Origin of the sequence: Serratia sp. X3 (assembly GCF_014982455.1) — a bacterium.
GTDB lineage: Bacteria > Pseudomonadota > Gammaproteobacteria > Enterobacterales > Enterobacteriaceae > Serratia > Serratia ureilytica.
On the sequence record NZ_JADCNB010000001.1, the window covers coordinates 617,277 to 632,686 of the forward strand.

Annotated in this window: 12 protein-coding genes; 2 read left to right on the forward strand and 10 right to left on the reverse strand. The window is 61.6% G+C overall.

Annotation, left to right across the window (positions count from 1 at the left end; genetic code table 11):
- Positions 1-75: 75 nt before the first annotated feature.
- Entirely contained in the window at positions 76-1,113 is a 1,038-nt protein-coding gene (locus IMX17_RS02885; RefSeq protein WP_046896557.1) for a LacI family DNA-binding transcriptional regulator, read from the reverse strand.
- A 294-nt stretch (positions 1,114-1,407) separates the two neighbouring features.
- On the opposite strand from IMX17_RS02885, the gene kynA reads away from it, so the two are divergent.
- Positions 1,408-2,250, forward strand: a complete 843-nt coding sequence (kynA, locus tag IMX17_RS02890) for a tryptophan 2,3-dioxygenase (protein ID WP_046896558.1) — start codon at positions 1,408-1,410, stop codon at positions 2,248-2,250.
- Positions 2,251-2,272: 22 nt separating this feature from the next.
- Positions 2,273-2,740: a DNA gyrase inhibitor SbmC gene (gene sbmC / locus IMX17_RS02895; protein ID WP_193549317.1), complete on the forward strand. Its 468-nt coding sequence runs from the start codon at positions 2,273-2,275 to the stop codon at positions 2,738-2,740.
- A 106-nt stretch (positions 2,741-2,846) separates the two neighbouring features.
- Here sbmC and IMX17_RS02900 read toward each other — a convergent pair whose 3' ends face one another.
- The 9 genes from IMX17_RS02900 to IMX17_RS02940 all read right to left on the reverse strand — a co-directional run bounded on the left by IMX17_RS02900 (position 2,847) and on the right by IMX17_RS02940 (position 15,387).
- A complete protein-coding gene (locus tag IMX17_RS02900) occupies positions 2,847-3,197 on the reverse strand; it encodes a hypothetical protein (RefSeq protein WP_227414452.1) in 351 nt (116 codons plus the stop codon).
- The gene (tssI, locus tag IMX17_RS02905) at positions 3,197-5,680 is read right to left on the reverse strand and encodes a type VI secretion system tip protein TssI/VgrG (RefSeq protein WP_193549318.1); all 2,484 of its coding nucleotides are present in this window, start codon (positions 5,678-5,680) and stop codon (positions 3,197-3,199) included. The genes IMX17_RS02900 and tssI overlap by 1 nt, the downstream gene beginning before the upstream one ends.
- Positions 5,681-5,821: 141 nt before the next feature.
- Entirely contained in the window at positions 5,822-7,267 is a 1,446-nt protein-coding gene (locus IMX17_RS02910) for a serine/threonine-protein kinase (protein ID WP_033643565.1), read from the reverse strand.
- 49 nt (positions 7,268-7,316) lie between these two features.
- Positions 7,317-9,971, reverse strand: a complete 2,655-nt coding sequence (gene tssH, locus IMX17_RS02915) for a type VI secretion system ATPase TssH (protein ID WP_193549319.1) — start codon at positions 9,969-9,971, stop codon at positions 7,317-7,319.
- A 56-nt stretch (positions 9,972-10,027) separates the two neighbouring features.
- The gene (gene tssG, locus IMX17_RS02920; RefSeq protein ID WP_046896563.1) at positions 10,028-11,098 is read right to left on the reverse strand and encodes a type VI secretion system baseplate subunit TssG; all 1,071 of its coding nucleotides are present in this window, start codon (positions 11,096-11,098) and stop codon (positions 10,028-10,030) included.
- Positions 11,095-12,981, reverse strand: a complete 1,887-nt coding sequence (gene tssF / locus IMX17_RS02925; RefSeq protein WP_033643563.1) for a type VI secretion system baseplate subunit TssF — start codon at positions 12,979-12,981, stop codon at positions 11,095-11,097. The genes tssG and tssF overlap by 4 nt, the downstream gene beginning before the upstream one ends.
- Positions 12,982-12,985: 4 nt before the next feature.
- Positions 12,986-13,561, reverse strand: coding sequence for a type VI secretion system baseplate subunit TssE (locus IMX17_RS02930; RefSeq protein ID WP_046896565.1), 576 nt, complete (start codon positions 13,559-13,561; stop codon positions 12,986-12,988).
- A gap of 2 nt (positions 13,562-13,563) precedes the next feature.
- Complete coding sequence (locus IMX17_RS02935; RefSeq protein WP_342157657.1) at positions 13,564-14,385, reverse strand: type VI secretion system accessory protein TagJ; 822 nt, start codon at positions 14,383-14,385, stop codon at positions 13,564-13,566.
- Positions 14,386-14,400: 15 nt separating this feature from the next.
- A complete protein-coding gene (locus IMX17_RS02940; protein ID WP_193549320.1) occupies positions 14,401-15,387 on the reverse strand; it encodes a type VI secretion system-associated protein in 987 nt (328 codons plus the stop codon).
- Positions 15,388-15,410: the final 23 nt, after the last annotated feature.

Consider the following 15,410-nt stretch of genomic DNA (forward strand, 5'->3'; position numbering starts at 1 on the left):
GTTTTATCTGATTTTGGCTGCGCCGATCCGGACGATGCCGGCTGCGCATCGTCTGGGTAAGCCGTTTTTACCGTATTAACCGGCGGTTTTGACGGAGCGCCGGCTGATGACCGTCGGCGGGAAGAGAAACTCGCCGGGCGGTTGCGAATCATGGTTGATGCGGCCGATCAGGCGTTCGACCATCAGCTGCGCCATCTCGGCCAGCGGCGGGCCGATCGATGTCAACCCCGGTTCGGCCAGGCCGGCAAGCGCGATATTGTCGATGCCGACCACCGAAATCTCTGCTGGCACCTGGACGCCGGCGGCGCGCAGCCCCACCATCAGCCCGATGCCCAGCGCATCGTTAATCGCCACGATGCCGTCCGGGCGCGGCGTCAGCGCGAGGATGCGGGATGCCAGCGTCAGCCCCAATTCGAACATCTCCGTGTCGCCGTAGGCGCTGGTGGCTTTGCCTTCGATCACCCGTTGGCGTTCGCTCAAGTTGTGCCCCAGCGCACTCAGAAAACCGTCGATCTTGTGGCTGCGCCCCACGGTCAGCGCCGCTTCGGTGGCGAACACGATATGTCGGCAGCCGCGTTCGAGCAGGTGCTGCGCGGCCAGACGCCCGGCGGCGAGATTGTCCATCGACACGCTGTCGAACAACCGGCTGTCGGCGGCCATCGGCTCGGCGAACGGGCTGTCATAGCTGACGATCTTCATGCCCCGCTCGGCCGCTCGGACAAAATGGGTCTGGCGGATGTCGCTCGCCGCCACGATGATGCCGCGCACGCCATGCAGAAACATATCGTCGATAAACGCGGCTTCCTCCTGCTCCTGCCGGTAGGCGTTGCCGAGCAAGACGCGGTAGCGGTGAGCGCGCGCCGCGCTGTCGACGGCGTGCGCCAGCGCCGAAAAACTCGGGTTAACGATCGACGGCAGCAGCAGGCCGATGATCTTCGCCTGTGGCGCGAGGTTCACTGCGGTGCGCGCCGGACGATAGCCCAGGGTGTCCATCGCCTGTTCGATGCGCTGACGGGTCTGTGCGCTCATCTGGTGGCTGCGATTATTCAGCAGGTTCGACACGCTGCTGATGGACACGCCGGCCAACCGCGCGACATCTCGTATATTTGCCATTTGCCGATCCCTTGCTGCCTGCCGTTAGCCTGCAATCTATAAGGGAAGGCGGGCGCAGGCAAGCCGCAACCGGGGCGAAACCCGCACGGGATCGCGCATTTGTGAGAGTCGTCAGGCGCAGGGCCGGTTGTTTACTAAACAGCTAAGGGCGGCGGCCATGGGGTGACGCGGATGAGTGAGAACTGCGAAGCATCTCTCGTTTATCGCCCTTCGGGGCGGCGGGTTCTGTACTATTGTTTTCTCTTTGCGGCACGTTCCAGGCCGATGGGGCGCTGGGCGCAACGGAGATCACAGATGAACAAACGGGAATTAGAAAGCGCGATTGTCACCGATTTTTCCAAACGCATGAGCTATGGCGACTACCTGTGCCTGGACCAACTGCTGGACTGCCAGCACCCGCTCTCCAATCCGCCGCATCATGACGAAATGCTGTTCGTGATACAGCACCAAACCTCCGAACTGTGGATGAAACTGATGCTTCACGAGCTGCAGGCGGCGCTGCGGCTGGTGCAGCAGGACAAACTCAGCCACTGTTTCAAAATCCTCGCGCGCGTCAAACAGATCCAGCGGTTACTGTTCGAACAGTGGGCGGTGCTGGAAACGCTGACGCCGTCGGAATACGTCGAGTTTCGCGATGTGTTGGGCAGTTCCTCGGGTTTCCAGTCGCATCAGTACCGGTCGATCGAGTTTCTGCTCGGCAACAAGAATGCCGCCATGCTGGCGGTGTTCAGCAGCGATGCGGAAAAACACGCGGCGCTGAAGGCGATCCTCGAAGCGCCGAGCCTGTACGACGAATACTTGCTGTACCTGGCGCGCCACGGTTTGCCGATCCCGCCGGAGTGCCTCAAGCGCGACTGGACGCAACCCTATCAGCGCAACCCGGATCTGCTGCCGGCGTTCAAAGTGATCTACGACAACCCGCAGACCTATTGGGAAGCGTATGAAATGGCGGAGAAGCTGGTGGATATCGAAGAGAGTTTCCATCTGTGGCGCTTCCGCCATATGAAAACGGTGGAGCGGATCATCGGCTTTAAGTCGGGCACCGGCGGTTCCAGCGGCGTCAGTTTCCTGAAAAAGGCGTTGGACCTGACCTTTTTCCCCGAACTGCTGGACGTGCGTACCGAAATCGGTGCCTGAGACAATATGAGGGGGAAGGGCGATGAGCGTGAGGATTATCGATAAGGCGGCGGAGAAGGTGGTGGGGGTAAGAGTGGTGGGGCCGTATCCGCAGACCATCCCGCAGGGCTCGCAGCAACTGCTGGCATGGCGGCAGCGTCACGACGTGCCGTTCGGCAAATGGCTGGTGTTGTACTGGGACGATCCGGCGGAAGTGGTGCCGGAAAAGCTGCGCGCCGACGTGGTGATGAGCGTGGCGGACGATTTCGCGCTGCCGACGGGCAGCGAGGGCGTGACCGTGCAGACGCTGCCCGCCGGGCAGTACGCGGTCTACCGCGTACGCATCAGCGATGGCGATTTTGAACGGGTATGGGGCGAGTTTTACCAGAAGCTGCTGCCGGCCAGCGGCTATCAGCCGGTTGAGGGGGTGAGCTATGAACACTATCTCAACGACTGCGAGGCCGACGGCTATTTCGACCTCGAGATTTACCAGACGGTGAAGAAGTGGTGAAGGGGAAATGATAAAGAAGGCTGAATCGATAGTATGTGCCGATTCAGCCTGTGATTGTCATTCCGCTTGGTTTAAGCGTTGTGAGCAGACGAGCGAGAGTGTAAATTTATTTTTCTATCGGACCTATACCTGTATTGTTTTCCTTTAGTCGGTTGCTATCTACCCATCCTTCAACTTGTTCTCCTTTATTATTGAAGTACATGACGTAATAGTAACCGTGGTAGTCGAGGTAAGCATTGACCTTATCGTTAGGTATAATAAAGACTTTGCTTTCTTTACATCTTAAGTCGGGAGCGGAGTGAAAATATAAACGCCCTTTGCCGATAACAGAAAAGCCATTATTTGAATTTTCAAAACGTACTGCATTGTCTTGGGCTTTTTTGCCCAGAATATCACAATTAACATCGGCGATTGAGCTGAATGATAGCAGGAAAAGTAGAACTGATAATTTTTTCATTAAAGAAGTCCTTGTGAGTTCATTATGCTAATAAGTTTCTTAGCGTAGTCAGGATCCGTTGCGTAACCTTTATCCTGCAACCCTTGAGCCCATTCCTTAGGGTCTGTGCTCTTAAATAGATCACGATATCTTTTGTTTTTTGTCAGAAACTCTGTTCTGCCAGCAATACTATCTTCGAAAGAGTCATATGAAGCGAACTTGTCGAGGATCTTTACTCTTTTACCATTCAAATTTTCATGTGTCCAAACTTCAACATAATTAGGATTGCCATGAGCCTTTATGCCAAAGAGATTATGACTATATTTTCCTGAGTTGACATCAGTGGGAACGGATTTACCATAGCCCGTTTCTAGTATTGCCTGCGCAGTTGTGACGGCGGCAGGGACACCTGTCTTTTGCTCCTCAATTTTTGCGGCTTCATGAACCTCTTTGACAAATGTAGCTTTATCTGGTTTTTCTCTGTTTGAATTTAACAAAGGTGTTTTTTCTGGTGTTGCTGTAGAAGAGTTTGACTTAGTCACATTTGGCCCTCTCGGGGGCAAAGCTGAATTTCCCTCTTCTTTCGGGGGAAACAGCTCGATTACCGCTTTGTTAATATCTTCTTTATGACCCGAACCAGGAGCGACGATCGCGGCACCCGTTCCATCGTTAAGGTTAAGCTTACCGCCCGTGTTGATAAAACCATCACTTTCTACATGGAAGTTAAAATTTTTACCGACAATATTAATTTGTCCATCGGCAGTAAGTTCAATAGCGCTTTCTCCACATTCGAGGCGCAAGCGGGTCCCTGAAGCAATAATATAGTCCTCAACGACAGAGTCACTTTTTCCTTTACCGGTCAATAAATGCTCTTCACTTTTGGTTCCTTGAACTCGATTTGTTTCAACACGGTACAACTCGTCAGCACCGACATAGTGAGTATGATTGTTTGCAATGGTTCGACTGGCATCGTTCTTGACATTAACATCTAGATTGCGTTCTGCCTGAATCCAAACCTGCTCTTTGCCCATTTTATCCTCAAACCTAAGAGCGTTGGCATTATCAGGTGTACCATTTTTGGAACGGCTCATAAAGCCCATCTGGGTGGCGGCGGCCGGCAGCGCCCACGGCGGCATGCTGGCTTCGTTATAGACGCGCCCGGTGACGATCGGCCGATCCGGATCGCCGTTGATAAAGTCCACCACCACTTCGTCGTTCACGCGCGGGATCTGCACGCCGCCGTAGCCCTGGCCGGCCCAGGCGCTGGAGACGCGCACCCAGCAGGAGCTGCCGTCGTCTTTCGGCCCGAAGCGATCCCAGTGGAACTTCACCTTGATGCGGCCATATTTGTCGGTCCAAATCGATTCGCCGGCCGGGCCGACCACCCGGGCGGTCTGCGGACCGTGGGTTTTCGGCCAGGTTGCCTGCTGCGGCGGGTGCCAGGGCACGTCCGCCGGCAGGACGATGAAGTCGATGCGGTGTTCGCTGCTCTGATCGTCGCCGCTGGCGTAGCGATTCTCTTTCAGATGGTAGCTGGCCTGCAGCGTCAGATATTCGCGATTGTCGTCGGCATGCGGGGCGTTATACAGCGTGAAGGTACTGCCGGGAGCGATGCCCATGGCGGTGGCGGTGCCTCGGATCTGCTGATGTTCGGCCTGCCAGGCTTCCTGGCGCACGCGGGCGTAGAACTCCCCCTGCTGATGCTCGGTATAGCGGCCTGGCCAGTCGTAAACGTCGATTTGCCCCGGCGTCGGCGAGACCGGGTTTTGCCGCGCCTGGAACAGCCAGGCGTTCGGTTTGCGGAAATCGTAGTCGTCCAGGCTGTAGATGCCCGGCGTGACGCGATCGGACAACGTCCACTGGCTGATGCCTTCCTCGCTGGTGCTGCCGCCCGACGGCGTCAGGTGGTAGGGGATCATCTCATAGCCGGGATAGGGCTGGTGATGGTGGGGGGCGTCCCCGAGCACCAGCGTATGTTTGCCCATTTCGTGTTTGAAATAGTAATAGATGCCCTCCTGCTCCATCAGGCGGCTGATGAAGTTGAAGCTGCTTTCGTTGTACTGCACGCAGTAGCCCCACAGGCGATAGTCGCCGGTCAGCTGATCTTCCAGCTGCACGTTGTGCTCCGCCAGCAGGGTCTTGACGATCTGCGGCACCGTCTGTTCCTGGAAGATGCGGAAATTGCGGTCTTTGGTCATCGGCCACAGATCCGGCTGCACGTGCAGGTTGTACACCGCGTAGCGCGTGCCGCCGATCTCTTCGCTGCTGACGGCGATGGCGGTGATCTTACCGTTCAGGTAACGCGGGGCGCTGAGAAAGCCCTGGGTCGGAATTTCCAGCGTCAGCGGTTGGCCGAGCAGCGCTTTGCGATCGAGGCGCGCGTCGGTGCTCAGCAATTCAATAGAGAAGTCGAAAGGAGTGGAAAGCGCTTCGATACCGTCCAGCGAGCGAAACAGCAGTTGCTCCTGGCCCAGCGGCGTGTGCGCAATAATGCGATCCAACATGAGAACGTCCTCTGTGATTGACGTCATGCCCTGCATACTCCGGCGTTGCAGCGGCCTTGCCGCGCGGCCAATGAGGGGGCAGTTGCTCGTCAGTCTCATGAAATAGGGGAAACCCCGCCGAGGCGGAGTTTCAGAACGGGATTAGCCGGCAGTGGCCGGGTTGACCAGCCAGGTGCCGGCGGTGTCGATGCTGAGCTGCTGGCGGCGGAGCCGATCGTTGTGACGGATCTCCAGCTGATAGCGGCCCGGCGCCAGGTTCAGGCTGGCAAAGCCGTTTTCGCCCGGCGTCACCTGCTGCGGCTTGCCGTCGAGGCTGACCTGCTCACCCGGTTGCAGTTTAAAGTACACCAACGCCACCGGTTGCGCCGGCGGCGCCGCTTTTTCAGGTTCCGCCGCCGCAGGCTGCGCGGTTTGCGGTGCGCTCGGCTGCTGCGTCAGGGTTTTCTGCGCCGGTGACGCTTCGCTGTTTTGAGCGACGGCCTGGGCATCGTCCTTGCCGCCGCTCAGCCAGGCGATCGCGCCGATCACCAGCAGCGCGGCGACCCCGGCGCCGGCCATCATCGGGCGCGAGAATTGGGTGCCGCGCGCGGTAACGGTGCCGGCTGCGGCCGCAGCGGCGGCCGGGTTGGCGGCGACCAGCAAGTTCTCCGGCGCGGCGGCCGGGGTGCTGATGATTTCGTTTTCATCGGCGATCGGCAGGTGCAATAGCTCTGCCATTTCGTCGATGGTCTGCGGGCGGTCTTCCGGCTTCAGCGCCAGCGCGCGATCGACGGTGCGCAGCAGCTCCGGCGAGTAGCCGGCGGGGCGGCGCTCGGTCAGCGGCTGGTAGCTGTCTTCGATGCTGCGCACTACGCTGACCGGCGGCGGCGAACCGACGATCAGCGTGTGCAGCACGGCGCCGAGCGCGTAGATATCGGTCCACGGCCCTTGTTCGCCGTCGCTGTTCTCGGTGTACTGCTCGATCGGCGCGAAGCCCGGTTTGAGCATGATCTCCGTTTCGTCCGACAGGTTGCCGATCTCTTTGCGCGCCGACCCGAAGTCCAGCAGTACCGGCAGCTGGCTCTCCTGGATCTGGATGTTATCCAGCGAAATGTCGCGGTGCAGATAGCCTTCCTGATGGATGGTGTTGATGGCGCTGAACAGCGGCGGCAGCAGCCGACGGATCCACGCCTCGTCGATCTTCTCCGGCTGCTGCGCCTGCAGGTTTTTCAGCGTGGTGCCGCTGTAAAACTGGGTGCCCATATAGGCGGTGCCGTTCTCTTCCCAGAAGCGCAACACGTGCAGCAGACCGGGATGCGAGAAGCGCGCCAGCAGACGCGCCTCCTGAATAAAGCTGTTCAGCCCGGCCTGGAAAGTTTTGCCGAAGCGTTCGCCGCGCAGCCCGATGCTGAGATCGTCGTTGCGTTTCGCCAGCGAGGTTGGCATGTACTCCTTGATGGCGATGGTGCGTTCCAGTTGGTGATCGTAGGCGCGGTAGACGATGCCGAAGCCGCCTTCGCCGATCGCTTCCTGGATCTCGAATTCATTGAATCGATAGCCGCTCGGCAGGCTGTTCGAATTCGGTTTGGTTATCCCGGTTCCCGACATAGTGATGACTCTCTGTGTTCAAAGGGCCGCCGTCTCGGCGGCCGCGGCGTTATGCCTGAAATTGACAAATGAATTCGTTGTTCTGCAGCGCGATATGCAGCTGGCGATAGCGCTGGTCGTTGGCGCTGCCGGTCAGCAGGGTGTGACTGATCTGCGGCAGCAGGGTGTTGGTCAGGATGGCGTCGACCATGCGGCCGCCGGACTCCACCTCGGTGCAGCGGCTGACGATCTGCTCGATGACCGCGTCGTCGAAGGTGCAGACGATGTCGTGATTCTCCGCCAGGCGACGCTGAATGCGGCCCAATTGCAGGCGCACGATGTTGCCCAGCGTGGCGTCGGTCAGCGGGTAATACGGCACCACCAGCAGGCGGCCGAGCAAGGCGGCCGGGAACACCGACAGCAGCGGTTGGCGCAGCGCGCCGCTCAGCGCCTCCGGCTCCGGCAGCAGCTCCGGATCGCTGCACAACCCGGCGATCAGATCGGTGCCGACGTTGGAGGTCAGGATGATGATGGTGTTGCGGAAATCGATATGACGGCCTTCGCCGTCCTCCATCCAGCCCTTGTCGAACACCTGGAAGAAGATTTCATGGACGTCCGGGTGCGCCTTTTCGATCTCGTCCAACAGCACCACGCTGTAAGGACGGCGGCGCACCGCCTCGGTCAACACGCCGCCCTCGCCGTAGCCGACATAGCCGGGTGGCGCGCCTTTCAGCGTCGAAACGGTGTGCGACTCCTGGAATTCGCTCATGTTGATGGTGATGACGTTCTGCTCGCCGCCGTACAGGGTTTCCGCCAGCGCCAGTGCGGTTTCGGTTTTGCCGACGCCGGAGGGCCCGGCCAGCAGGAATACCCCGACCGGTTTGTTCGGATCGTCCAGCCGCGCCCGTGAGGTGCGCACCCGGCGGGCGATCAGATCCAGCGCATGGCGTTGGCCGATGACGCGCTGGTTCAGGGTGTCGGAGAGCTGCAGCACCGCTTCAATCTCGTTTTTCACCATGCGGCCCAGCGGGATGCCGGTCCAGTCGGCCACCACCGCCGCCACGATGTTGGCGTCGACGGCGGCGAAGATCAGCGGCGCTTCGCCCTGCAGCGCGCTCAGCTGCTGCTGCAGTTCGCCCAGTTGGGCGCGCAGCGCGTCGGCATCAGGGCGCGTTTGCGTCTCTTCGTCGGTGCTCGCCTCTTCTTGGGCGTGCAGTTGGGCGCGCAGTGTGATGATCTGCTGGATCAGCGCCAGCTCCTGCTGCCAACGTTCGGTCAACTGCTCGAGTTCCTGGCGCAGCGCGGTCAATTGGGCCTCAATCTCCTGCGGGCGCAGGGGATCGCCGATGCCGACCTTGGCCTCGCGGCAGGCGATATCCAACTCTATCTGCAGCGCATCGATGCGGTGGCGGCAGTCTTCGACCTGGGCGGGCTCGGCATGTTGGCTGACCGCCACGCGCGCGCAGGCGGTATCCAGCAGCGCCACCGCCTTGTCCGGCAACTGGCGGGCCGGAATATAGCGATGGGACAGCCGCACCGCGGCGTCCACCGCTTCATCCAGCAGCAGCACGCGGTGGTGTTGCTCCAGCGGGCTGACGGTGCTGCGCAGCATCAGCAGCGCTTTGTCTTCGCTCGGTTCGTGCACCTGCACCACCTGGAAACGGCGGGTGAGCGCGGGATCCTTCTCGATGTATTTCTTGTATTCCGCCCAGGTGGTGGCGCCGATGGTGCGCAGTTGGCCGCGCGCCAATGCCGGTTTCAGCAGGTTGGCGGCGTCGCCGGTGCCCTGGGCGCCGCCGGCGCCGATCAGGGTGTGAATTTCGTCGATAAACAGGATGATCGGCGTCGGGCTGGATTGCACTTCGTCGATCACCGCCTGCAGCCGTTTTTCAAACTCGCCCTTGACGCCGGCGCCGGCCTGCAGCATGCCGATGTCCAGCAGGCACAGTTTCACGTCGCGCAGCTGCGGCGGCACGTCGCCGGCCACGATGCGCAGCGCCAGGCCTTCCACCACGGCGGTTTTGCCGACGCCGGCCTCGCCGGTCAGCAGCGGGTTGTTCTGGCGGCGGCGCATCAGAATATCGACGATTTGCCGGATCTCTTCATCGCGGCCGGCCACCGGATCGATCTCGCCGTTACGCGCTCTGGCGGTCAGATCCTGGGCATACTGCGCCAGCACGCTTTCACCGCTGCGCGCCGCGCCGGGCAGGGGCTCGGCGCTGCTTTGTGCCGCCGCGTCCTGGGCGTTTTCCGCCGAGTGAGCGGTAATGGCGGCGAACTGTTCCATCAGCAGATCGGCGTTGATGCGCTCGAACTGCGGAGAAATGGCCTTCAGCAGGTGGCGCAGGCTGTAGGTTTTCAGAATGCCGAGCAGCAGGTGGCCGCCGCGGATGCGCGACGCGCCGAACTTCAATGAGCCATAGACCCAGGCGCGTTCTACCGCGCTGTCGATGTGCTCGGACAGATCGGAGATGGCGCTGGCGCCGCGCGGCAGGCGATCGAGCGCCTCGACGATGTCGCGCGCCAGCTGCGCCTCGTCCAGCGCGAAGTGGCGAACGATCTGCTGCAGATCGCCGTCCGGCGATTGCATCAGCTGATGCAGCCAGTGCGCCAATTCGACGTAGGGGTTACCGCGCAGCTTGCAAAACGCCGTCGCACTTTCCAGAGAGGTGAATAACAGGCTATCCAGTTTGCCGAATAATACCGAGCGGCTGATTTCAGACATGGTTTTCCTCAGGTCTCAGAGTGGCCTGACGCCGCCGGGCGTCGGCCGAAATAGGGTCAGAACGGGTTTTCCAGCGGTTCAGGGCTGAAGATCAGATCGTCGAGATCGCGCTGTCGCCGATAGTCGGCCAGCCAACTGCTCAGGCCCAAGCGCTGCGTGCCGCCGAGCTGGATGCCGTGCGCCTGTTCCTTCGCCAGGATCAGGCGCACTTCCCAGACGAACTCGATGCCCAGGTATTGGCGCACCCAGTCGCGCAGTTGCCGGCACAGCTCGGCGCCGGGCAGGAAGCGGTCATAGTCCTGCTGCGGCATCGGCCCCAGCTCGATGCGGAACTTGTGCTGGATATCCCGCACCGCGATGCCGAGAAAGGCCGACTCGCCGAGCCGCGGCGCACCGCGCCCGGCCTTGAGCCGCGCCTGTTCGCGCGGATCCACCCGCAGCCAGTGCGGCACGTTTTCGACGATGCGCACCGGCACCTTGAAATACTGCTGCAAAATCTTGCTCAGGCCTTCCGGATCGCGGCTGTGGCGAATCAGATGACCGGCCATAAAATGCTTGGCGTGGGCGTTGATGCTGTCGCGCTCTTGCTGCGCCGGCTGGCCGAGGCCGATCAGGCTCGACAGGTACTCGTCGAAGCGCCGGTTGTCCGGGCGATCCAGCGATACCGTCGGTTGCGCGTCGGCCCAGGCGCGGTAAAACAGCAGCGTCAGCCGGTGATGGAACAGATTGGTGAACGCCAGCAGGGTGGTGTCCTGATGGTGATACACCCGTTCGCGCACGTATTCGGTCAGGTGCAGCGGTAGCGGCCCGTTGGGGCCGAACAGGCCGAAACTGAAGATCGAAACGTCGTGCAGCGGGCTGTTGGCGCGCGGCGTCACCTGCGCCAGCGTGGACGGCGCGAACGACAGCGAAGGTTCCTGGCCCAGGCGCAGCATCTCGTGGCGCGGCAGCGGCGCGCGCCCCAGCAGGTAGGGTTGGCCGCCCTGGGCGTCGATGCGCCGCAGCAGTTGAAACAGATCGTGCTTGTAAGGCGCGCTGCGCAGCCGCGGCCAGAAGTCGTCCGGCAGGCGATACAGCGCGTTGATCTGCGGCGGCGCCAGTTCGGTGGCGATCATCTCCGCGTTCATATCAGCGTCCTTTTGCCCATGCGCGCCTGCCAGTGGGCGATCTCGCCGCGCTGCTGGCTGGAGAGCGTCATCTCGGTGAAGGTGTTCATCGCCACCAGGCGCGAGAACAGGCGCTCCAGCACGCTGCCGAGCAGGTAAGGGCTGTTGCCGGAGAACGCCTGCTCATCGACCGTCAGATCGATGGCGATGCCGCGCGCGAACACGATGGGGCCGGGTTCAGGCACTCGCCGATAGACCGGCCGCAGGTTGCAGTGGCGCACGCCCTGGATCTGTTTGGCGATCGCCGGCTCGCTCAGGTTGCCGTACAGCCCCAGCAGCTGGCGCAGGCTGGCGGCGCCCTGTTCCGGATCGCCGTCCATCATGCTGAGGTAATTCAGCTGCAGCTGACTGATCAACCGCCAGGTGATCATGCCTTCGGCCAGCGCCGGACGCGGCGGCGTAGGGCCTTTGCGCAGCGAGACCTGCTTGATCGGGATTGAATCGGGCATCACAAAATTGCCCTGATCCTGCTGCAACAGCATCAACGGCAGGTCGCGGCTGGTGCACAGCACGTCGGCGGTGAGGTATTTCAGATCGCTGTGCCACGGCGACTGCCGTTCGTCCACCAGCGATACGAACACTTCCGAACCGGCATAGCCGGTGCGGGTGCCGTAGCGGCGGGCGTGTTCCGACAGGGTGCGCTGTTCGCGCCGCAGCGAGAAGTAGGCGCCATAGTTGCCGTCGTCCGCGCTCAGGGTGCTGTAAAACGGCCGAAACTCTTGCTCGTAGCGTTTTTCGCTGGCGCTGCCGCCGAGCCGCTGCACCGAAAACACTTCGTAATCCAGCGGCCGGATATTATCGACCACCAGATGGTATTCGTGGTTCTTTTCGTTGATCGCGATGCGTTCGGCCACTTTCGGGAACAGGTTGATCACCGGCGTGCAGTGCAGCGCCAAATGGGCAACGTCGACCACTCGTTCCAGCGCGGCATCGTGCCTATCGAGCAGCACCACGATTTCGAACTGGCGCAGCGCCTTTTTCCCTTCGCGCACGCTTTGCAGCAGCGGGCGCAGGCCGTTGACGCTGAAGAACTGGAAGCGCGCCGGGAAGGCGAAATATTCTTGCAGCAGCCGGTAGCCTTCGAAGTTGCGCAGGTCGTTGGGCAGCAGCGCCTGATCGGCGGCGAAGCCTTCCTGTCGCAGCCCGTCCAACGCCAGCGCCCGCCGCTGCGGCTGCGCTTCCACCGTTTGGCAGACAAGCCCGACGCTGTGCTGCATCAGCAACTCCAGCAGCTGCTGCGCCTGCATGTCCGGCCCGGCCAGGTAAAACATCAATTGGTCCAGCTGCAGGTTGTTGAGCGTCACGCTTTCGTAGCACTCGAGCCGAATGCGCAGCGCGCTGACGCAGCCGCTGTGCTGCAGCCCCAGCGAGGCCAGCGGAATATCGGCCGGAATGCCGCCCAGCTCGACGCCGGCGATGCGCACCGGCTGCAGCGTGACGTCATGCGCCGTGGTGTAACTGCAGGTGATGCCGCTTTTCTTCAGCGTCTGGCTGTCCATCATGGTGCCGCGCGGCACCACGAAGCCGTTGCTGATATCGCCTTTACTGCTGTCCGGCTGCAGCTCGGCGATCGCCATCGACGGCGTCGGCGACAGGTAGTTGGGGTAGATGATCTCCAGCAAGCGCTGAGAAAAGCGCGGGAACTCGGCGTCCATTTTCAGCTGCACACGCGAGGTGAGGAAGGCGAAGCCCTCCATCAGACGCTCGATATAAGGGTCCGCTACGTCGATGCCGCGCATGCCGAGACGGCCCGCGACCTTCGGGTACTGTTCGGCGAACTCGGCGCCCATCTCACGCAGATAGGCCAGCTCGCGGTTGTAATAATCTAACAGTTTACTGTCCATCGCCTTACCCTATGTCTTTCAGATCGAAGTGGCCGTTTTCCAGATCCACGTCGGTACGGAACAGAAACTCCAGCGGATAGGGCACGCACCACAGGCGGCCCTTGATTTCGATCGACAGCACGTTGTGCAGCTCCAGCGAGCCGGTGTCCGAAATGCAGCGCACCTGCAGCCCGTCGGGCAGAATGCGCGGCTCGAAATGGAGGATGGAATCGGTCAGCGCGCGCTGAATGTCGAGCCATTCGATGTCCGACATGCGCTTGCCCGCCAGCGAGGCGATGCCGTAATTCAGGGTGGAACGCCGCACCTGCGGAAAATCGCCGAGATCCAGATTGGATTCGCTGTTGACGCAGTTGAACAGCCACTGCAAATCGCGCAATACCCGGCGGCGCAGCTCGCTGTGCGACACCAGGTTGCGCACCTGCGCCTCCTGCTTTTTCTGCGGTTCGTCGTCGGTCAGCATGTCGAGCAGCACCGGCTGCATTTTGTCGCGTGAAGTCAGGCTATCGCTGTCCTGACGATAGCGATAGCCCTGGCGGCGCAGATCGCCGCCGTCATAGTGGGGTGGGCGCTTGTCGTTCATGGTCAGGCGCTCGTGTCGAAGCTCAACTGCCGCAGGCTGTGCAGCGGGAATTCGTCGCTTTCGCTGAGCCAGGTCTTCAGGCCCAGCCCCGCATAGTGGGCGCCGTCGCCCAGCGGTTGCCATTCGGTGCGTTTGCCGAGCAGCAGCGCGTCGTCGCTGTCTTCGGGCAGCGGGTAACGGGCGGGCAGTTGGCATACCTGTTCGCGGCCGTCGGTCAGGCGCACCAGCGCATGGCTCCACACCAGATCGATGGCGCTCTGCGGCGCCTGGAACTGGATCGCGGCGATGTCGGCAAACGGCACCCAGTAGTAAACGCCGTTGAGCGCCAGCTCGCACACCGGCCCGAGGCGGCCGTCACCGTCGGTCAGCCAGTCGAAACTCAGTTGCCGCTCTTGGTCGCCTTCGGCCAGCATTAACCGCCCGGCGCCGGCCGGGGCGGCCTCCAGCGCCTCATCGCGCAGCGTCTGGGCCTGCTCGGCTGCCCCTTGCGCATCCTGATGCAGCGCCTGCACCATCAGTTTCAGCCAGGGATGCGCCTGCCGCAGCAGCGTCGGCGCGGCCGTGCCGGCAAATACCGCCTGGCGTTGCAACTCGGCGTTGACCGACTGCATCAGCAGCAAGGTGGTTGGTTGGGCGATCGGTTTCAGCGCCTGCCAGGATTTCAACTGCGCGTTGGCGCGCGTCCAGTTGCCGCTCAGACACAGCAGTTGCACCAGCGCGGCGCGCAGGTCGGCATCCGCCGGTTTCGCCTTGATATCGTTTTCGACGGCGGTGATGGCCGCGGCGATCGACTGGCCTTGCAGCATGCTTGCTAATGATTTCACAGGCTTTCCTTATAATCAGTGAGTGGCGCCGTTGACCGACAGGTAGCTGCCGCTGGCGGGATCGACCCGGTCTGCGGCCAACTGTTCCACCAGCTTGAAGGTCAGCGGGGCGGAGGCGCTCAGCAGCGGCTGCCAGGCGGTTTGCGCCTGCTGCACGCGCTGTGTGATCTTGGTCTCGTCGGCGGCGTCGACACGCGGCATTTCAACGATCGCTTCACCGTTGAACGCCCAGGCGTGCAACTGCGGTTCGAAGGTCAGCAGCAGGAAGCTGCCCGGCGCCTGCGGGTTGCCGCCCAAAATGAGCCGTTGGGCGTTGGCGCTGACGACGGTCAGCGCACGATCGCCGCCGTTGATCTTCGCCAGCGGGTAACCTTGCAGGAACCACAGCGTCGGCGAGAGGGTTTGCCCGCCGTGTTGCAGCGTGACCGCGCCGCTGCCTTGCAGCCAGCCGTCCTCGCCGCAGCGCAGCGCCTCGCCGGCGGGAATGAACAGCGCGCCGCCGGTGGCGTCGTCACCCCAGAAGGTGCGGAAGTGGCAGCCCTGCGGCAGGCTGAAACGCTGTGGCGGCGCGGTGTCCGCCTGCGCAGAGGTGACGGCCACCGCCGCAGGAATGGTCGGCGGCGGCGGGGTTTGCGGCTGCTCGGCGGTCTCTTGCTTGACCACCGGTTTCCAGCCGCGCGCTTTGGCGGCTTCGCCGGTCGCCAGCTTCTCACCGCGCTTGTCGGTCAGCGTCCAGGGCAGATGACCGGCTTTTGGGCACTGCTTTTCCAGCAGATTGCCGACGCGGGGCAGGAAGTCGTTCAACACGGCCGGATCTTTGCCTTGCGCCGAGACGATGCGCAGTGGGATGCTTTTGCCGCACCAGCTTTCCGGATTGCTGTTCTTGACGTCATCGATAAACACTTCCAGCTTCTGGCTGGGGGAGTAAACCAGGCGATAGTTCATCGCCTGCGCGGTCGGTACCGCCATCAGGGCGACGAGCCCCGGCATCCAGTATTTCATAGTGAACCTTGCTGTGAATGTGC